The sequence below is a fragment of the Pseudomonas sp. GV105 genome, assembly GCF_003058185.1.
In the GTDB taxonomy this organism is placed as follows: domain Bacteria; phylum Pseudomonadota; class Gammaproteobacteria; order Pseudomonadales; family Pseudomonadaceae; genus Aquipseudomonas; species Aquipseudomonas veronii.
On record NZ_QBUF01000018.1, the window covers coordinates 1 to 19,152 of the forward strand.

Annotated in this window: 17 protein-coding genes; 14 read left to right on the forward strand and 3 right to left on the reverse strand. The window is 63.7% G+C overall.

Going from position 1 to position 19,152, the window contains the following annotated elements:
- The 8 genes from C8K66_RS27170 to C8K66_RS27205 all read left to right on the forward strand — a co-directional run.
- Window positions 1-448 (forward strand): type VI secretion IcmF C-terminal domain-containing protein (locus C8K66_RS27170; protein WP_305891088.1); only part of this gene is annotated, 448 nt, incomplete at its 5' end.
- A 72-nt stretch (window positions 449-520) separates the two neighbouring features.
- Window positions 521-1,300 carry a sterol desaturase family protein gene (locus tag C8K66_RS27175; protein ID WP_082643840.1) on the forward strand — a complete coding sequence of 260 codons (780 nt, stop codon included), beginning with the start codon at window positions 521-523 and terminating at the stop codon, window positions 1,298-1,300.
- The gene (gene tssA / locus C8K66_RS27180) at window positions 1,297-2,883 is read left to right on the forward strand and encodes a type VI secretion system protein TssA (RefSeq protein WP_108526516.1); all 1,587 of its coding nucleotides are present in this window, start codon (window positions 1,297-1,299) and stop codon (window positions 2,881-2,883) included. The genes C8K66_RS27175 and tssA overlap by 4 nt, the downstream gene beginning before the upstream one ends.
- 24 nt (window positions 2,884-2,907) lie before the next feature.
- Entirely contained in the window at window positions 2,908-4,677 is a 1,770-nt protein-coding gene (gene tssF, locus C8K66_RS27185; RefSeq protein WP_046383724.1) for a type VI secretion system baseplate subunit TssF, read from the forward strand.
- Window positions 4,641-5,762, forward strand: coding sequence for a type VI secretion system baseplate subunit TssG (gene tssG / locus C8K66_RS27190; protein ID WP_108526518.1), 1,122 nt, complete (start codon window positions 4,641-4,643; stop codon window positions 5,760-5,762). Before tssF ends, tssG begins: the two co-directional genes overlap by 37 nt.
- Window positions 5,743-6,279, forward strand: coding sequence for a type VI secretion system lipoprotein TssJ (tssJ, locus tag C8K66_RS27195; RefSeq protein ID WP_046383722.1), 537 nt, complete (start codon window positions 5,743-5,745; stop codon window positions 6,277-6,279). The genes tssG and tssJ overlap by 20 nt, the downstream gene beginning before the upstream one ends.
- A gap of 3 nt (window positions 6,280-6,282) precedes the next feature.
- Window positions 6,283-6,723, forward strand: coding sequence for a type VI secretion system baseplate subunit TssE (tssE, locus tag C8K66_RS27200; protein ID WP_102618894.1), 441 nt, complete (start codon window positions 6,283-6,285; stop codon window positions 6,721-6,723).
- Between the two features lie 23 nt (window positions 6,724-6,746).
- Complete coding sequence (locus C8K66_RS27205) at window positions 6,747-7,859, forward strand: OmpA family protein (RefSeq protein WP_057004700.1); 1,113 nt, start codon at window positions 6,747-6,749, stop codon at window positions 7,857-7,859.
- Window positions 7,860-7,862: 3 nt separating this feature from the next.
- Here C8K66_RS27205 and C8K66_RS27210 read toward each other — a convergent pair whose 3' ends face one another.
- Window positions 7,863-9,107, reverse strand: coding sequence for a methionine gamma-lyase (locus tag C8K66_RS27210; protein ID WP_108526520.1), 1,245 nt, complete (start codon window positions 9,105-9,107; stop codon window positions 7,863-7,865).
- 123 nt (window positions 9,108-9,230) lie between these two features.
- Between C8K66_RS27210 and C8K66_RS27215 the strand changes: the two genes are divergently transcribed.
- Both C8K66_RS27215 and C8K66_RS27220 read left to right on the forward strand, forming a co-directional pair.
- A complete protein-coding gene (locus C8K66_RS27215; protein WP_017846578.1) occupies window positions 9,231-9,701 on the forward strand; it encodes an Lrp/AsnC family transcriptional regulator in 471 nt (156 codons plus the stop codon).
- 114 nt (window positions 9,702-9,815) lie between these two features.
- Window positions 9,816-10,253 carry a carboxymuconolactone decarboxylase family protein gene (locus tag C8K66_RS27220; protein ID WP_046383718.1) on the forward strand — a complete coding sequence of 146 codons (438 nt, stop codon included), beginning with the start codon at window positions 9,816-9,818 and terminating at the stop codon, window positions 10,251-10,253.
- Between the two features lie 18 nt (window positions 10,254-10,271).
- Here C8K66_RS27220 and C8K66_RS27225 read toward each other — a convergent pair whose 3' ends face one another.
- Entirely contained in the window at window positions 10,272-12,416 is a 2,145-nt protein-coding gene (locus C8K66_RS27225; RefSeq protein ID WP_108526522.1) for a TonB-dependent siderophore receptor, read from the reverse strand.
- A 181-nt stretch (window positions 12,417-12,597) separates the two neighbouring features.
- On the opposite strand from C8K66_RS27225, the gene C8K66_RS27230 reads away from it, so the two are divergent.
- Window positions 12,598-13,392: an acetoin reductase gene (locus C8K66_RS27230; RefSeq protein ID WP_017846575.1), complete on the forward strand. Its 795-nt coding sequence runs from the start codon at window positions 12,598-12,600 to the stop codon at window positions 13,390-13,392.
- Window positions 13,393-13,509: 117 nt separating this feature from the next.
- Here C8K66_RS27230 and C8K66_RS27235 read toward each other — a convergent pair whose 3' ends face one another.
- Window positions 13,510-15,378 carry a sigma-54-dependent Fis family transcriptional regulator gene (locus C8K66_RS27235; RefSeq protein ID WP_108526524.1) on the reverse strand — a complete coding sequence of 623 codons (1,869 nt, stop codon included), beginning with the start codon at window positions 15,376-15,378 and terminating at the stop codon, window positions 13,510-13,512.
- A gap of 310 nt (window positions 15,379-15,688) precedes the next feature.
- Here C8K66_RS27235 and C8K66_RS27240 point away from each other — a divergent pair, with 310 nt between their 5' ends.
- The 3 genes from C8K66_RS27240 to C8K66_RS27250 are packed head-to-tail and all read left to right on the forward strand — an operon-like array spanning window position 15,689 to window position 18,825.
- Complete coding sequence (locus C8K66_RS27240; RefSeq protein WP_046383715.1) at window positions 15,689-16,666, forward strand: thiamine pyrophosphate-dependent dehydrogenase E1 component subunit alpha; 978 nt, start codon at window positions 15,689-15,691, stop codon at window positions 16,664-16,666.
- 39 nt (window positions 16,667-16,705) lie between these two features.
- Window positions 16,706-17,725 (forward strand): alpha-ketoacid dehydrogenase subunit beta, encoded by a 1,020-nt coding sequence (locus C8K66_RS27245; RefSeq protein ID WP_017846572.1) that lies wholly within the window; start codon window positions 16,706-16,708, stop codon window positions 17,723-17,725.
- The gene (locus tag C8K66_RS27250; protein ID WP_046489018.1) at window positions 17,722-18,825 is read left to right on the forward strand and encodes an acetoin dehydrogenase dihydrolipoyllysine-residue acetyltransferase subunit; all 1,104 of its coding nucleotides are present in this window, start codon (window positions 17,722-17,724) and stop codon (window positions 18,823-18,825) included. The genes C8K66_RS27245 and C8K66_RS27250 overlap by 4 nt, the downstream gene beginning before the upstream one ends.
- Window positions 18,826-19,152 lie beyond the last annotated feature (327 nt).

Here is a 19,152-nt window from a genome sequence, read left to right on the forward strand (position 1 = left end):
GAGCTTTGAACTGCAAGGCAAACCCGTGCGCGACGTGGTGCAAACCACCTTCATCCTCAACGGCGACCGGCACCAGTACTTCAACCAGAAAGAAAGCTGGCAGCGTTTCAACTGGCCGGGACGCAGCGACTATCCCGGCGTGAGCCTCAGCTGGACCAGCGTGCATGCCGGCGAGCGGTTATTTGGCGACTACCCCGGCACCTGGGGCCTGATCCGCCTGCTGGAAAACGCCCAAGTCACGCCATTGGACGACGGCAACAGCCGCTACCGCCTGGCCCTCAAGGCGCCCGACGGCCTGAACCTGACGTGGCACCTGCGCACCGAACTGGATGCGGGGCCGCTGGCGTTGCTCAAGCTGCGTGATTTCAGGTTGCCGCAACAGATATTTCTCAATGAGGGCGCCGCAGAAGAACCCTATGCGCAGAACGGGAGTTTCGAACTCCGGTGAATCACTGTTCCATCGGCGCGCTGACGTAACCAAGGAACACCCTTAACAGGTATTGGATACAAAGGATGTGTAATGCAAAAAATTAAAACGTATCTTCGGGACCATGGCCACGCTCCGTTCAAATTCGGCGAGGGGCGTATCAGCGGTTATATCTGCGCTGCGCTCGGGCTGTTGAGTCTGCTGGCCGTGTTGTGTTTTTTGCTTCCCGAGTGGCTGACCACGACCGAACTGCGCAAGGTTTACAACGAACAATTGGCGCGTAGCCTGCTACTGCTCGGATTGGTGCTCCTCATCTCCGCGGCGGTCTTTATTCCGCTGGAAAAGCTGTATGCCAAGAATGCGGTGCCGTGGTTATGGCGCTTCCATGCAGTACACCATTCGAGTACGGCGATGGATTGGCTGGCCGGCTCGCGTGTCCACTTTGTCGAAGTGCTATTGACGCGCACCGCCGTACTGATGCCGCTGATGTTGCTGGGCTTTTCTGCGCAGGCATTGAATGCCTATGTGGTGCTGGTCGGCGTCCGGGCGGTGCTGGCTCATGCCAATGTGTGCATCAAAGGTGGTTGGCTGGAATACGTATTGGTACTTCCACGCTACCACCATTGGCACCATGCCCGTCATCCAGACTACCGCTACAAAAACTATGCGATTCACCTGCCGCTGATCGATAGGGTGTTTGGAACATTCAAATTGCCCGCAAAGGACTGGCCAACGCGCTACGGAGTGTTTGGCGAGCCGTTGCCGGACGGCATTCTGCGTCAGCATCTATATCCATTCCAGAAGCGTGTGCAGACGCGCGGCAAGCATGAGGGTGTAACACAGCCCGCTGGCGTGAGCGAGGGGTCCGAATGAGCCTGCGCGCCTTGATCGCCCGCTGCCTTGGGGAGCGTGACGCACTGTCTGTCGCACACGAACACGCCGCCCACTGGCAACCCTGGCTACACCCCATCAGCACCGAATCCCCCGTCGGCGACGACCCCGGCTACGACGATGACTTCCAACGCATGCGCGAAGAAGTCAACAAACTGTCGGGTGCCGATGCCGAGCAGGTTGCCCAACTGGCGCAGAAGCTGCTGACCCAGCGCTGCAAGGACTTGCGCGTCGCCACGTACTACCTGTGGGCGCGCTTGCACAAAGACGGCGAACTCGGCTTGGCGGATGGCTTGAGTCTGTTGGCCGCGCTGGTGGAGCGCTTTGCCGACGCGGTGCTGCCCAGCCGTCCGAACAGCCGCAAGATGGCCCTGGAATGGTTGGCCAGTGGCAAGGTGTTGGACACGCTGTCGCTGTACCCGGAAGTGGTCAAGGCCGAAGCCGAGCGCACCGCCGCCGCGCTCGCCTGGCTGGAGCGCGGCTTGAGTGGGTGGGCGCCGGAGCAGCGTCCGGATCTGCAGCCGCTGTACGCGGCATTGTCGGCGCGACTGGCGCAGTCCGGCGGGATGGACGCATTGGTCCCGCAACACACCGCCAGCCTTGAGTCGACTGTGCATGCCAACGCGTCGCCGCCGACGATGATCAAATCCGGGCGGGACCTGTTGGACAGCGGCCGGGCCCTGGCGAGCTACCTGCGCGAGCAACCCTTGGGCTGGCTGGCCGCTCACCGACTGATGAAGAGCTTGCGCTGGGACACCGTGCATCAGACGCCGCCTCAGGAGGTCAACGGCAACACGCGCCTGGCGCCGCCGCGTGCAGACTATCGGGCACAGCTCAAGCGTTTGTACCTGCAACAGAACTGGGCGGAGTTGATCGAACAGGTCGAGCGGATGTATGCCGAAGGCGTGAACCATTTCTGGCTCGACCTGCAATGGTACCTGTATCAGGCCTTGAGCAAACAACCCGCACCGCAGGACCGCTGGGCCGCTATCACCAAACGTGACCTGGGCATGTTCCTCGAGCGCCTGCCGGGCCTGGAGGTGCTGTGCTGGAGTGACGGCACCCCGTTCGCCGACGAAACCACCCGCGAATGGATTGCCCAGCACGTCAGCGGCAACCAACCCCAGCAATGGCTGCCCGTACCCTCGGCGGCCGTGGCCAGCAGTGATGCGGACATCTTGTCCCTGGAAGGTGAGGCCGTGGCCCAGGCCGACAGCGACGGCGTGGATCACGCGCTGGCGTGGCTGGCTACGCGGCCCGGTATCGACAGCGGGCGCCAGCGCTGGCTGCTGCGCTTGCTGATGGCGCGGGTGGCCGAACAGCATGGCAAGAGCGACCTGGCCATTCACCTGCTGGGGGAACTGGACGCCACCGCGCAACGCCAGGCCCTGGCCGACTGGGAGCCGGCGCTGCATTTCGAGGTCAAGGCGCGCCTGCTCAAGCTGCTGCGCGTGAAAGCCCAACGCAACGACGCCGACAAACCCTGCCTGGCGCGGCGCATGGAAACCCTGCTGGCGGCGCTGGTCGCCATCGACCCGGTACGCGCCGCCGTGCTGTGCGGCTAACCCTTATCTATCAGGAGTCGTTCTGTGAACATGGACAATCTCACACTGCGCTATTTCGATGCCGAAATGCGCTACCTGCGCGAGGCCGGCAAGGAATTCGCGGAGGCCTTCCCGGATCGGGCGGCACAGCTCAACCTGGACAAACCGGGGGCGCAAGACCCCTATGTGGAGCGCCTGTTCGAGGGCTTCGCGTTCCTGATGGGCCGCCTGCGGGAAAAACTCGACGATGACCTGCCGGAATTGACCGAAGGCCTGGTCAGCCTGCTCTGGCCACACTACCTGCGCACCATCCCGTCGCTGTCGATCGTCGAACTGGTGCCGGAACTGGCGCAGATGAAGCACAGCGAGATGATCGCGCAGGGCTTTGAAGTGCTGTCGCAACCCATCGGGCCCCAAAGTACCCGTTGCCGCTACACCACCACCCAGGACCTGGCCCTGCGCCCGCTGGCCCTGGCCTCGGTCGGGCGCGGCTTCGCCCCGGATGGTCGCTCCGTGTTGCGCCTGCGTTTTGCCTGCGGCGCGTTGACCGACTGGAGCCAGATCGACCTGAGTCGCGTGCCGCTGTACCTGAATGCCGAAGCCCCTTTGGCCAGTGCTTTGCATCAGGCGCTGACCCTGAATGTGCAAGCGATGTTCGTGCATTGGCCCGGCCAGACCGAACGCCAGCCGGTCGCCGGGCATTTTGCACCCAAGGGGTTTGCCGATGAAGACCGGCTGTGGCCCAAGGGCGACAGTGCGTTCAGCGGTTATCAGTTATTGCTGGAGTATTTCAGTTTCCGCGAAAAATTCATGTTCGTGACCCTGTGTGGCCTGGAGCACCTGCAGATTGCTCCCGACGCCGCCTGGTTCGAGCTTGAAGTGGTGTTGCGCGAACCCTGGCCGGCCGATTTCGACCTGAGCCGCGAGCATATCCGCCTGCATGCGGTGCCGGTGATCAACCTGTTCGCGCTGGAGGCCGATCCGCTGACCCTGGCACCGTTGCAAAGCGACTACCTGCTGCGCCCCATGCGTTTGCAGGACGGCCATACCGAGATCTATTCGGTGGACCGCGTGACCGCCTCGCGAAACGCCGAGCGCCAGGACTATGTGCCGTTCAGCAGCTTTCGCCACAAAGGCGGCATGCTGCGTGACGAGGCTCCCGAACGCTACTTCCATACGCGCCTCAAGCGCGCCGCCAATGGCTTGCATGACACCTGGCTGATCCTCGGCGGCGAGGGCTTCGACAGCGACCGCCTGCGCACGCGTGAAAGCCTGTCGTTGCGACTGACCGGCACCCACGGCCAATTGCCGCGCAAGGCACTGCAAAGCACCGTGCTCGACACGCTGGTGCAAAGCCCCCAGGCCGGTTTGCGGGTGCGCAACCTGTGTGCGCCGAGCTTGCCGTGCTACCCACCGAACCGCGACCGCTTTCACTGGCGGGTGCTGAGCCACCTGGGCTCGAACTTCCTGCCGATGCTCGACAACGCCGAGGTGTTGCGCGGCACATTGGCCTTGTACGACTGGACGGGCAGCGAACTCAACCGTCGTCGTCTGGCGGCGATCGTCGAGGTCCGTCATCACTTGGTCCAACGTTTCGAGAAAGGCTTTTTGCTACGCGGCGTGGATATCGAGATCACCCTCGATGCCAACGGCTTTTCAGGGGAGGGCGACATCAGCCTGTTCGGCGAGATGCTCAATCGCTTCTTCGCCTTGTATGCCGACATTCATGTGTACACCCAGCTCACGCTGATCCTGCAACCTACTGGAAAGTGCCTGCGATGGAACGAGAATCACAGTCAGCGTATTCCCGGCTGAAAGCCAGCGGTTTGCTGGATGCCTTACAGGGCCAGGTGGCCGAGGCCAATCTGCAGCGTTTTTGCCAGTTGCTGGAACAGGCCTTGCCCGACCATCCGCCGCTGGGCAGCACCGCGCACCCGGCGGATGACGCCGTGCGCTTTCGGCCCGATCCGGGCATGGGCTTTCCGGCCGGCGAGTTGAAGTCGATTGAAATCGATGAAGCGCACCCGGAGCGAGCGGCGACGGTACGCACGCGCTTGCTTGGGTTGTACGGGGTCGATTCGCCGATGCCGACCGTGTACCTGGATGACATCGCGCAGCGTCGGGAGGGGCATGAAGCGCTGGAAGCCTTCCTGGATATGTTCAATCACCGGATCTTCACCCAGTTCTACCGGATCTGGCGCAAGTACTCCTACCCGGCGACGTTCGAAGCGGGTGGCACCGATGCCACCTCGCAATGCCTGCTGGGCCTGATCGGCCTGGGCATTCCCGGCACCGCGCAACAGGTCGCCACGCCGGTCTCGCGCTTTCTGGCCTTGCTCAGCGTGATGCGCCTGCCCACGCGGAATGCACAAGGCATCGTCGCACTGGTCAAATTGCTCGCCCCCGACACCCAGGTGCAGGTGACTCCGCATTGGCCGCAGAACATTACGTTGGCGGCGCCGGCCAGCCTCTCCCGGCAACGTCCGGTGAGCCTGGCCCGGCAACGTCCGGTGAGCCTGGCCCAGGGCACGCCGCTGGGGCGTATCGGCCGCGACGCCAACAGCCAGTTCGGTCTGACGCTCTATACCGAGCACGCCCAGGAAGCCCGTGGCTGGCTCCCCGACGGCCAGCTACACCGCGACCTGCGGGTGCTGTTGCGCGTTTACCTGGGGTGGCGTTGCACGGCGAAACTGCGCTTGTCGCTGCCGTTGCACAGCCTGCCTGCGCCGGTGTTGGGGCTGGCCACCCTCCGGCTCGGCATGACCGGTGTACTGGGCTTGGGAGACAGCGCCTGGCGCACGACGGAACACGAGACCCTCACGATCAACCTGGGGCGCTACCAAGGCCTTTCGATTAACCCGCGCAACAGGGAGACACAGCATGTCGCGTACCGTTTTTAATCTTGTGCTGCTGGCGGCTTTCACGCTACCGCTCGGCGGTTGTGGGTTGGCCCAGACCGTGGCGGATGGCACGGCATCCACCGCCAAGGCGATCTTCTACAAGCAGGTCAACACCCTGCATCTGGATTTCAGCGCGCGCACGGCGCTGAACACCGATGCCACGGACATGCGTGCGTTGTCGGTGCCGACCCTGGTGCGGGTTTACCAATTGCGCGACAGCAAGGCGGTGGAGCTGGCGACCTACGAAGGCCTGCTGGGCGATGACGAGCGCTTGCTCGCGCGTGCGTTACTGGACAAACACTCGGTGGTGGTAAAGCCCGAAGAAGGCGCTCAGCTGAACGTGCCGATGGACAAGGACGCGCAGTTTGTCACGTTGGTGGCGTTGTTTCGCGACCCCGATACCCGGCAGAACAGCTGGCGCCTGACATTGACGCGTGACGACCTCGACCCGGATCGCGCACGGGTGATCGAACTGGGCGATAACCGCTTGATCCTGCGCCCATTGACGAAGGATTGAGCCATGACCGAGTACACCCCTTCGCTCTACGAACGCCTGTTGCAGAATTTCGCCGGTGAACTGGACCTGCAGCGGGTCTGCGAGGCGGACCAGCACACCCTCTCGGTGCTGGACAACCTGCAGCGCATCCTCAACAGCCGAGCGGGCGCGCTCAGCCATCTGCCGGATTACGGGCTGCCGGACATGGGCCTGATCCTGCAAGGGTTGCCCGCCACGGCCCAAGGCCTGATCGGCGTCATGACCGACACGTTGCTCAAGTACGAGCCGCGTCTGGCGGCGATCACCATCGAGCTGCTGCCCCAGGTGCTGCCGGGGCATCTGGAGTACGCCCTGGACATGCAATTGAAGGATGGGCAGCACGTGACCTTCGGTACCCGCTTGACACCCGAAGGCCGGGTGCTGGTGCGTCACTTGAAGCGACAGCATTACCTGTCGAAGCCTTGAACCGATAACGCAAGGGAAACCCGATGACGGCGTTGTTTGAGATGCGTATTCAAGTCGGCGGTGATCCGCGCGGCTTCAGTGAGTTCATCGCTTTGCGCGAGGAATTGGCCAAGCTCAGCCATCCCGCCTGCCCGGATGTGGACTGGGCCAAGGTCGAGCAAGGCTGCCTTGCGCTGTTCCAGCAAAACGGCGCGGAGTTGCACAGCGCGTGCTTTTACACCTTGGCTCGCGGCCAGCGTCATGGGGTCGAGGGCATCACCCAAGGTGTGGCGTTGATCGAGGCGCTGGGCGGTGAGTGGGTGCGCCTGTGGCCGCCGATGGCGTCGGCGCGCGTGGACTTGCTGGGATGGTTGTTCGAGCAACTGCAACTGGTGCTGCGCAGCCGGGCGATGACCGCCCACGGCGTGCCCGCGCTGGTTCAATTGGACCTTGAGTTGGCCCGTTTGCAGGTGCGTTTGCGGGCTCATCTAGACCACCCTCTACAACCGCTGCACGCCCTGCGCTATCAGGTCGGCGGCTTGATCCAGCGCCTGGAGCAAAGCCCCGCGCCGGACGGCACGATGCTCGCGCCGCTCAGGTTGCCGGCGCCGGCGCTGGTGAGCCCCGTGGTGATCCTGCCGCCACCCGCAGTGGTGGCGCGCCGGCCACGCATCGCGCTGTGGGGGCTGCTCGGGGCGCTGATCGTTGCCTTGCTCGCAGGGATCGGTTGGCGCATGTGGTTGGCCGGTCCAGGCACTGAACCCCTTATGCCCGACCCCGTTCGACTGGACAGCCTGTCGCTGTTCGATGCCGGCAGTGCCACGCTCAAGCCAGGCTCGGCCAAGGTGCTGATCAATGCCCTGGTCGACATCAAAGCCCAACCCGGCTGGCTGATCGTGGTCGCCGGGCATACGGACGCGACCGGTTCCGTCGAACAGAACCTGGCGCTGTCCCATGCCCGCGCCTCTGCCGTGCGCGACTGGATGCAGCGCATGGGCGACATCGCCGACAGTTGCTTTGCCGTCCAGGGCTTCGCGGCCAGTCAGCCGATTGCCAGCAATGAAACCGACGTCGGGCGCGCCGCGAACCGTCGCGTGGATATTCACCTGGTGCCGCAGACAGGGGCCTGCGGCGAGGCCACGGTGGCCGTGGACTGAGCGCTATTTCATCGCATGCTCGACCACCTGTGTCGCACGCGGCGCAGCCCGCAGACACTTGGTCAAAGCCTGCTGCACATCCGCCAGCAGGTCGGCGATGTCCTCCAGCCCGACCGACAGACGCACCAACCCCTCGCTGATCCCGTGGGCTGCCCGCTCCTGCGGGGTGTAGGTGGAGTGGGTCATGCTCGCCGGGTGTTGGGCCAGGGACTCGGCATCGCCCAGGCTGACCGCGCGGCTGAACAGCTTGAGTGCGTTCATGAAGCGCCGGCCGGTCGCGATCCCGCCTTTGAGCTCGAAGGCAATCATCCCGCCGGGCATCCGCATCTGCCGCGCCGCCAGTTCGTACTGGGGAAATGAGCGCAACCCCGGGTACGTCACGCGCTCGACGGCGGGGTGGGCCTGCAAGGCTTCGGCCACTGCCTGGGCGTTGCTGCAATGGCGGTCCATGCGCAGGGCCAGGGTCTTGAGGCCACGCATCAGCAGCGATGCGTCCTGCGGGGACATGACCGCACCGGTCAGGTCTTTGAGCCCTTGCAGACGAATGCGCTGCGCCAGTGCGTGGTTGCTCACCGCAATGCCGGCGGTGATGTCGCCATGCCCGCTGAGGTACTTGGTGGCCGAATGCACGACCACATCGGCGCCCAACTCCAGGGGCCGTTGCAGGTACGGCGTGCAGTAAGTGTTATCGACCACCACGATGACGTTGGGCTGCTGGTGCGCCAGCGTAGCGACGGCGGCAATATCGACCAGTTGCAGGTTGGGGTTGGCCGGGGTTTCGCAGTAGATCATGCGCGTGGCCGGGGACAGCGCGGCGTGCAGTGCATCCAGGTCGGTGAGGTCGACATGGCGCACCTTGATGCCGAACTCCGCGATGCCATGGTGCAGCAGGGCGAAAGTGCAGCCGTAGAGTGTCTGGCTGACGATTACCTCGTCGCCGGGGCGCAGCAGGGTCCAGAAGGTGGCGGCAATCGCGCCCATACCGGAACTGAAGGCGACGGCGGCCTCGCCGTTTTCCAGGGTCGCCATGCGCGCTTCCAGCAGGGCCAGGGTCGGGTTGGAAATGCGTGTGTAGAAGTGCCCGCTTTCTTCACCGGCAAAACACGCGGCGCCGTATTCTGCGGTGGGGAAGGCGAACGTGGCGCTGAGATAGATCGGCGGTACGAGGGCGCCGTGGTGGTCCTTGGGGTCGTAACCGTGGTGGATGGCACGGGTGGAAAAGCCGAATGCATTGTGTTTATTGTTCATGTCGGACACTCCTTATTTCCTACAATGCTATGCTCATAACCACAGCTGAACTTTGCAATATTTGCTGACAAATCCCGCGCAATGGGATGAAACCTTCCTAAAAATAATGATTAGAGGCACGTTATGCCCCTCAGTCTGGATCGCACTGACAAGGCGCTTTTAAACGCACTGCAAGGCAACGCCCGCTTGACCGTGGCCGAGCTCGCCGAGCGCGTGTCCCTGACCACCTCCCCGTGTTGGCGGCGGGTCAGGAACCTGGAAGAGAGCGGGGTGATCAGCGGTTACCAGGCGATCCTGTCGCCCAAGGCGTTGGGCTATGGGGTGACGGCGTTTGTCAGCATCATGATGGAGAGTCATACCCAGGAAATTGCGCGGGCGTTCGAGCAGCGCTTGCTCGACATTCCGGAAATCGTCGCCTGCCATAACGTCTCGGGGCGCTATGACTTCCTGCTGGAAGTGGTGGCCAAGGACCTGGAGTCGTTTGGCGAATTCGCGCGGGAGGTGTTGCAGACATTGCCGTGCGTCAAAGAGATCTACTCGAGCTTTTCCTACAAATCGGTGCGGCCTTTGCGCGTGATTCCGCTGCCGCGCTGAGGGGCTGAGCCCGTGGGCACATTGGCTACCTGATCTTTGCCGGAATTGGCTATTTCTCCTGAGTGCTGCGCTGACTAATCTGGCCACCAATTTCCAGTGTTCAGGAGCTCTACCATGCAACCCCGTACCGATTTCTACACCGCTTCCCCAGACGCCATGAAAGCCATGCTCGCCCTGGAAACCGCAGTGGGCAAACTGTCCATCGAACTGCCCCTGCTGGAACTGGTGCGCCTGCGCGTGTCGCAGATCAATGGCTGCGCCTTCTGCCTCGATATGCACACCGCCGATGCGCGCAAGGGTGGTGAGACCGAACGCCGCCTGTACACATTGTCGGCCTGGCGCGAAACGCCGTTCTTCACCCCGCGTGAACGCGCCGCCCTGGCCTGGGCCGAAAGCCTGACCCTGGTCAGCCAGACCCGCGCCGCAGACGAAGACTACAACGCACTCGCCGCCGAGTTCAGCCCCCAGGAACAGGTCGATCTGAGCGTCGCCATCGCCACCATCAACAGCTGGAACCGCCTGGCGGTGGGCTTTCGCAAGATGCCCAAGTAAGCCCGGGGCCGTGCGCGGTCAGAAGTTGACCGAGGCACTCAGGCGCGCGGTCAGCGGCGCGCCCTGGAACAGGTAGTCATCGCCCATGTACTCGCCCGCGTCGCGCCAGTAGCGTTTGTCGAACAGGTTGTCGACACTCAGGCGAAACACCGTTTCATAGCCATCGACTTTGGTGGTGTAACGGCTGCCGACGTTGACCACCGCATAGTCCCCGACCTCGACGTTGCCGCTGCGGTTGGCGTACTTCTTGGCGCTGTATTGCACGCCGCCCAGGACCGCCAGGCCGTTGACCCACGGCAGCGCATAGTCGGCGTAGACACTGGCACGCAGCTTGGGCACGTTGATCGCCTGGTGGCCTTCGTAGTCCGGCGTGCCGCTGCCGCTGACCCGCGCCCGAATCGCCGCGACGCTGGTGGCGATCTGCAGGCGGTCGGTGGCCCAACCATTCGCCGACAGTTCTAGCCCGGTGTTCTTCTGTTCGCCTTGTTGCACGTAGGTGAAACTCCCGGCGCCATCTGGCTTGGCGTACTGGTAGGCCTGGCGCGTCTGGAACACGGCCGCGGCGAAGCTGATGCGGCGCCAGTCGTATTTCACGCCGGCTTCTATTTGTCGCGACACGGTCGGGGCCAGGGTCTCGTCCGCGTTGTTCGCGAACCACGGCGCCGTGCCGCCCAGGGACAGGCCCTTGCTGTAGCTGGTGTACAGCGAGATGTTTTCAATCGGCTTATAGATCAGCGAGGCCTGGGGCAGGAACACATATTGCTGAGTGTGGCGCGCCTGGTCACCATTGCTGTCAAAGGCTTGTTCATCGAGGCGCACTTCGCGACCGCCGAGGAGGGTTTGCCACTGCTCGTTGAAGCGGATGCGGTCGGTGACGAACACGCCGTACTGGCGGCTGTCGAGGGTGCGATGGCTGTCGTTCAGCGGTACGTTGGTCGGCGCAAACGTCGGCGCGTCCTGATTGATATTGCCGCTGCCGATGTACTCGTTGACCGCCTTGCGCTTGTCGATCACCCGGCGAAACGCGCTGGTGCCGAAGGTCAATTCATGGCCCAGGCCGGCGGTGTCGAACAGCCCGGTCATGGTCGCCTGCACTTCATCGTCGCGGCGGGTGTCGTCGGGGCTGCGGTAGTCGTAGATGTCGTAGTTGCCGTCTGAGCCGAAGTAGTTTCCGACCCCGTTCGTGTCGCCGCCCCAGGCGAACGAACTGTAGTCATCGATCACCACCTTGCTGCGCGCCGCGCTGACACTGCCTTTCCACTGGTCGCTGAAGCGGTATTCGAACTTGCCGTTGAGGTTCAGCGAATCGATACCGACCTGCTTGGAACCGCTTTGATGGCCCAGCAGCTGTTTCGGCGATGCATCGTGGGGCACTTCACTGCCGCCCAGCAGTTGGTAGCCCGGCACCGAGCGCTGTTGTTTGTTCTGGTATTCGGCATCCAGTTGCAGCACCGCGTCGGGGCTGATGTTCCAGTCGAACGCCAGGGACAGGAAGTCGCGCTGGCCGTTGGCGTGTTCCACGTAGGAATTGAGGTCTTCATGGGCCATGTTGGCGCGCAGGCCGAACTGCCGCTCGCTGCCGAACCAGCCGCCGACGTCGGTGGCGATATAACCGCTGCCGCGGTCGTCGGTGGACACCGTCACCGAACGCACGTCTTGCGGGCGCTTGGTCACATAGTTGATCACGCCGCTGGGCTCGGAGATCCCACTTTGCAGGCCGGCCAGACCCTTGAGTACTTCCACCTGCTGTTTGTTTTCCAGGGCGACGTTCTGCTCGCCGGTGATGGTGCGGCCGTTGATCTTGTAGCTGCTCGCCGCGTTCAGCGAGAAGCCGCGCACCACGAAGTTTTCGTAGTAGCCGATCGGCGCGTAGCTATCGCCCACCGAGGCGTCGTTGCGCAGCACTTCGCTGAGCAGGCGGGCTTGCTGGTCCTTGATCAGGGCGGCGTTGATCACGCTGATCGAGGCGGGAGTGTCCAGCAGCGGCGCTTCATTGAAACCGCCGACCGAGGCGGTTTCACTGCGATAACCGGACTCATCCTGGCCCTGGACCTGTACCGCCGGCAGTTCAATTTCCGCAGCCAGGCTGCTGCCGATGCCACCGCTGAGCAGCAGGCCGAGGGCGAAACGTGACGTGACGACGGGGCGAAAACGCAGAACCATGGGGCAAGGCCTTAAAGCGCAGGACGGGGGGCGCATAAGCTAGGCATAAGTGCGCGCATTTACAAGGATTCGCGCATTGAGACATCCGGTCTCAGCGCGCACGCCGATTCATGTGCGCCTCGACAGCCCTGGCGTGCATCTGCGATAGACGAGGCTTCTCTCATCGTTGCAGGAGGTCGTCATGAGTACCGCTGGAAACCTCATCGCTGGAAAAGTTGCGCTGGTGACTGGCGCCGGGCAGGGCATCGGCCGCGCCATCGCCCTGCGCCTGGCACGGGACGGTGCCGATATCGCGCTGGTGGATATCAATGGCGCCAAGCTCGAAGCCGTGGCTGCTGAAATCGTCGCGGCAGGGCGCAAGGCCTCGGTGTTCATCGCCGACGTGTCCAAGCGCGAACAAGTGGTGGCCGCCGTAGAACACGCATACCAGACCCTCGGTGGTTTCGACATCATCGTCAACAACGCCGGGGTGGCGCAGATCGATTCACTGCTGGACGTCAGCCCCGAGCAGGTCGAGCGCACCCTGGGCATCAATGTGCAGGGCGTGTTGTGGGGCATCCAGGCCGCCGGCAAGAAGTTCAAGGCGCTCAAGCAGAAGGGCAAGATCATCAACGCCTGCTCGATCGCCGGGCATGAAGGTTTTGCGCTGCTGGGCGTGTACTCGGCGACCAAGTTCGCCGTGCGCGCCCTGACCCAGGCGGCGGCCAAGGAACTGGCCAGCGCCGGGATTACGGTCAATGCTTATTGCCCGGGCGTGGTCGGCACCGATATGTGGGTCGAGATCGACAAGCGCATGGCCGAGATTACCGGCGCCGAAGTCGGTGCGACCTATAAGAAGTATGTGGACGGGATTGCCCTGGGCCGTGCGGAAACGCCTGAGGATGTGGCCGGGCTGGTGTCTTACCTGGCGGGGCCGGATGCGGACTACATGACCGGCCAGTCGCCGTTGATCGATGGTGGGATTGTGTACCGATAACGCGGTTCAAAGGTGGGAGTGGGCTTGCCCGCGAAGGCGGCGGTTCAGTCACGGCATCGGTGGCTGATACACCGCCATCGCGGGCAAGCCCGCTCCCACATGTTTGACGGTGCTGGGTCAGATATGTTTGCCCGGCATGTCGATGCCCAGTTGGTTGACCCGGCGATACAGGGTCGCCCGCGAAATCCCCAGCGCCTGGGCCGTCGGCGACGGCTTCCAGCGATGCCGGATCAGTGCATCCAGCACCACCTGGCGTTCCGGGCTGACACGTTCTTCCACGTCGGCCTCGATCTGCTCGCCGCGCACCTCCACGGGCAGGTCAGCCAACTGGATGGTGCCGCCGTCGCACACCGCACAGGCATACGCCAGCACATGGCGCAGTTGCCGCACATTGCCCGGCCAGGCATAGCCGAGCAGTACCTCCAGCGCGGCGGGGCCGATGCCCACGGAGATTGCGCCGCTGTGCGCCTCCTGTTCCAGCAGCCGATTGATCAAGGCCAGCTTGTCGCTGCGCTCGCGTAAGGGCGGCAGGCAGAACCGTGCGCAGCCCAGGCGAAAGTACAGGTCTTCGCGAAAGCGCCCCTCGCTGACCAGCACCGCCAGGTCGCGGTGGCTGGCGCAGATCACCTGGATATCCACCGCACGGGTTTTTGCCGCACCCAGCGGTGCCACTTCACCTTCGGCCAATACCCGCAGCAAGCGCGTCTGCAGGGCCAGCGGCATATCGCCGATTTCATCGAGGAACAGCGTGCCGCCATCGGCCTGCAACAACAGCCCGGGCATGCCCTTGTTCGACGCGCCGGTAAAGGCCCCGGCGACATAGCCGAACAGCTCGCTTTCGATGAGGTTTTCCGGGATCGCCGCGCAGTTCACCGCCACGAAGGGCCCGTCGCGACGAGCGCTGCGCTCATGCAGTTGGTGCGCGAAGACTTCCTTGCCGGCGCCGGTTTCACCCTGCACCAGCACCGGCAGGTTGCGGTCCTTGACCCGCAAGGCCAGGCGCAGGTGTTCTTCCACCCGAGGGTCGACCTGATTGTTTACGGCCTTCGCTGGACGCGCCGGCTTACGCCGCGGCGCGCTGACCCGCACATGCAATGCGCCGGGCTCGCCCAGCCAGTGCAGCTGTTGCGCCGATTGATCGGTGACCGCGCGCAACGCATCCAGGTCGAAGACCTCGCCGATATGCGCCGGCACCTGGCCAAAGCGCCGACGCAGGGCCTGGCGCGCCTTGCTGTTCAACGCATGCAGGCGCCCATCCTGGTCCCAGGCCAGCAGCAGGTCGGGCTGGCTGTCGACATAGCCGGGCGTACTGTGGGCCTGGAGCACCCAGTGCTGACGGGCGCTGTGCATGAAGAAGGCATTTTCGATGGCTTGCGCGCTCTGCGCCACCATCTGCCGTACCAGATGCTGGCTGCGCCGGTCATCCGGAGATTTGAGCGCCGAGGCGTCCATCACCCCCAGCAGGTTGCCCTGGGGGTCGAAGATCGGCGCGGCGGAGCAGGTCAGCCCGATAAATGCCGCGCGAAAGTGATCGCGCTTATGCACCGTCACGGCAGCCTTGCTGGTCAGCACCGTGGCCACGCCGCAGGTGCCTTCTTCGGCTTCCGACCAGCAGGTGCCCAGGTACAGGCCGGCCTTGCGGCAATCGGTGCGAATCGCCGTGTCCACGCGGTGGTCGATGGTCTGGCCCTGGGCGTCGGTAAGCATCACGCAGTAGTCGGCATGGCGCACGCGGTGGTGGAGTTGGCCGACTTCTTCGCTGGCGATGTGCATGAACAGTTCGGCGCGCTCACGGCATTCCTTGAGCAGCGGTTCACTGAGAATGCGTGGCCCTTGCAGCGAGCCAGGGTCGAGGTGGTGTTGCTCCATGGAACGGCGCCATGAATCGAAAATCAGCGACGGCACCGGAGCCTGGGGCAGGCGATCGGCATTGCGGACCACGCGACTGACGCAGTCGACATGGTCTTTGGAGTTCGCGGCGAGCATAAGGCCTCCGGTTCTCGATCTTTTGTTGTTATGCCCGCCATTAAGCGCGCATGCGCGCAGGGGGACAAGGGCGGCCTGACCAACTGCCCGGTGTGAGACGCAGCGTCTCATCCGGCCGCGCACGCCACGGGCAGGTTGCAATGGCGCGTCTCATTCTGTGGTTGGCGGTCGCCGCCGCACAACTGCGTGGTACTGCTCTGGATCAAGCCTGTGCGAGGTTTTTCGAGACGTTGGCACAGGCTGTGCTGAAGGTCTTGCAACTGGCTGCAGCCAGCCTTTTGTGTGTCGAGACAACCTGGAGAACAACAAGATGTCCACTCACCTGTCCACTGATCAACTGCTCCATGCCTACACTGTGATGCGTACCATCCGCGATTTCGAGGAACGCCTGCACGTGGAATTCGCCACTGGCGAGATCCCAGGTTTCGTCCACCTGTATGCCGGCCAGGAAGCCAGCGCCGCCGGGGTCATGGCCCACCTCAACGATGAAGATTGCATCGCCTCCAACCACCGTGGCCACGGCCACTGCATCGCCAAGGGCGTGGACGTGTTCGGCATGATGGCCGAGATCTACGGCAAGAAAACCGGGGTGTGCGGCGGCAAGGGCGGTTCCATGCACATTGCCGACCAAGAGAAAGGCATGCTCGGCGCCAACGGCATCGTCGGTGCCGGCGCGCCCTTGGCGGCCGGGGCGGCGCTGGCCTCCAAGCTCAAGGGCAGCCAGGGCGTGGCCGTGGCGTTTTTCGGCGACGGCGGCTCCAACGAGGGTGCGGTGTTCGAGGCCATGAACCTGGCCGCAATCATGAAACTGCCGTGTCTGTTCGTGGCTGAAAACAACGGCTACGCCGAAGCCACCGGCTCGGGCTGGTCGGTAGCGTGCAAAGACATCGCCGAGCGCGCCGTGGGCTTCGGCATGCCGGGGGTGATCGTCGACGGCAATGATTTCTTCGCCGTCCACGCGGCCCTGGGGGTAGCCGTGGAACGTGCGCGCAGCGGCCAGGGGCCGACGCTGGTGGAGGTCAAGTTGAGCCGTTTCTACGGCCACTTCGAAGGCGACGCGCAAACCTATCGCGGCCCCGACGAAGTGAAGAACCTGCGCGAATCCCACGATTGCCTGGTGCTGTTTCGCCAACGCTGCAGCGCCGAAGGCTGGCTCGATGCGGCGCAGTTCGAGCGCATCGACGCGGAGGTCGCGCAACTGATCGAAGACGCCGTGCGCCTGGCCAAGTCCGATCCCAAGCCCCAGGCCGCAGACCTGCTCAGTGATGTCTACGTCGCTTACCGCTAATCGCCACCCACTACAAAAATAATCCGTGGAGAATTGATCATGGCTCGCAAAATCAGTTATCAGCAGGCAATCAACGAAGCCCTGGCCCAGGAAATGCGTCGCGACCAGAGTGTGTTCATCATCGGCCAGGACGTGTCCGGCGGCACCGGCTCCCCCGGCGAGCAGGATGCCTGGGGCGGCGTGCTCGGCGTGACCAAGGGCCTGTACCCGGAGTTTCCCGACCGCGTCTTGGATGCGCCGTTGTCCGAAATCGGTTACGTCGGCATGGCGGTCGGCGCGGCCACCCGTGGCATGCGCCCGGTGTGCGAGTTGATGTTCGTCGACTTTCTCGGCTGCTGCCTCGACCAGTTGCTCAACCAGGCCGCCAAGTTCCGCTACATGTTCGGCGGCAAGACCGCCACGCCGCTGGTGGTGCGCGCCATGTACGGCGCCGGCCTGCGCGCCGCCGCGCAGCATTCGCAGATGCTCACCTCGATGTGGACGCACATCCCCGGCCTCAAAGTGGTGTGCCCGGCCACGCCCTATGACGCCAAGGGCATGCTGATCCAGGCGATCCGCGACAACGACCCGGTGATCTTCCTCGAACACAAGATGCTCTACAGCCTGCAGGGCGAAGTGCCGGAAGAGCTGTACACCGTGCCTTTCGGCGAAGCCAATTACGTGCGCGAAGGCAATGACGTGACCCTGGTCACCTACGGGCGCATGGTGCATATCGCCCTGGAAGCCGCTGCCAACCTGGCGCGCCAAGGCATCGACTGCGAAGTACTCGACCTGCGCACCACCAGCCCGCTGGACGAAGACAGCATCCTGGAAAGCGTGGAGAAGACCGGCCGCCTGGTGGTGATCGACGAGTCCAACCCGCGCTGCTCGATCGCCACCGATATCAGCGCGCTGGTCGCGCAGCGCGGGTTTTCGTTCTTGCGCGCGCCGATCGAAATGGTCACCGCGCCGCACACGCCGGTGCCGTTCTCCGATGCGCTGGAGGATCTGTACATCCCCAACGCAGCGAAGATCGAAGCCGCGGTGTTGAAGATCGCCGATAAGAGGACTGCCGCATGATCCATATCTTGACCATGCCCAAGTGGGGCTTGTCGATGACCGAAGGCCGCGTGGATGTCTGGCTCAAACAGCCGGGCGACCGGGTGGAGAAGGGCGAGGAAGTGCTCGACGTGGAGACCGACAAGATCTCCAGCAGCGTCGAGGCGCCATTCAGTGGCGTGCTGCGCCGCGTGCTGGCGCTGAGCGACGAGACCTTGCCGGTGGGCGGGCTGCTCGGGATCGTGGTGGAGGGCGAGGCCACGGAAGCCGAGATTGATGCGGTAATCGAGGGTTTCCAGGCCAGCTTCGTGTCGAGTGCGGCCGAGGCGCAAGCGTCCGGGCCCAGCGCGCAGAAAGTCGAGGTGGGCGGGCGGCTTTTGCGTTATCTCGACCTCGGTGAGGGCGGCACGCCGTTGGTGCTGGTCCACGGGTTTGGCGGCGACTTGAACAACTGGCTGTTCAACCACCCGGGGTTGGCGGCGCAGCGCCGGGTGATCGCCCTGGACCTGCCGGGCCATGGCGAGTCGGGCAAGCAACTGCGCAGCGGCGATGCCGACGAGTTGAGCCAGGCGCTGCTGGCGTTGCTCGATCATCTCGCGCTCGACCGCGTCCACCTGGCCGGCCACTCAATGGGTGGCCTGGTCAGCCTGACCGTGGCGCGCCAGGCCCCCGCGCGGGTCGCCTCGCTGACCCTGATCGCCAGCGCCGGGCTCGGCGAAGAGATCAACGCGGACTACTTGCACGGCTTCACCGACGCGACTAACCGCAACGCGCTCAAGCCGCACTTGATTCAACTGTTCAGCGACCCGGCGCTGGTCACGCGGCAGATGCTGGAGGACATGCTCAAGTTCAAGCGCCTCGAAGGCGTGGATCAAGCGTTGCGCCAGCTCAATGCCCAGCTGTTCGAGGGCGGGCGGCAGCGCCTGGATCTGCGCAATATTGTCGGGCAGCAGCCAAGCCTGGTGATCTGGGGCAGCGACGACGCAATCATCCCGGCCAGACATGCCGAGGGGCTCGAGGCCCAGGTGGAAATCCTGCCGGGGCAGGGGCATATGGTGCAGTTGGAGGCGGCGGAGCGGGTCAACCAGTTGATGGCAACCTTCCTCAACGCCCAGCCTTGATGCAGTCCAATGTGGGAGGGTAACGAGTAGTTTTCAATGCCACCAAACGCGAACGGATTGCGACCGCTTACCACTGATCTCAGGCCGACGAATATCTCAATGTGGGAGGGGGCTTGCCCCCGATAGCGGTGTCTCAGTCAATATTCCTAGTGACTGACCCATTGCCATCGGGGGCAAGCCCCCTCCCACCATTTAGAGTGCATTTCAAAAGTTGGAGGCGGCGGAGCGGGTTAACCCGTTGATGGCAACCTTCCTCAACTCCCAGCCTTGATGCAGTCCAATGTGGGAGGGTAACGAGTAGTTTTCAATGCCACCAAACGCGAACGG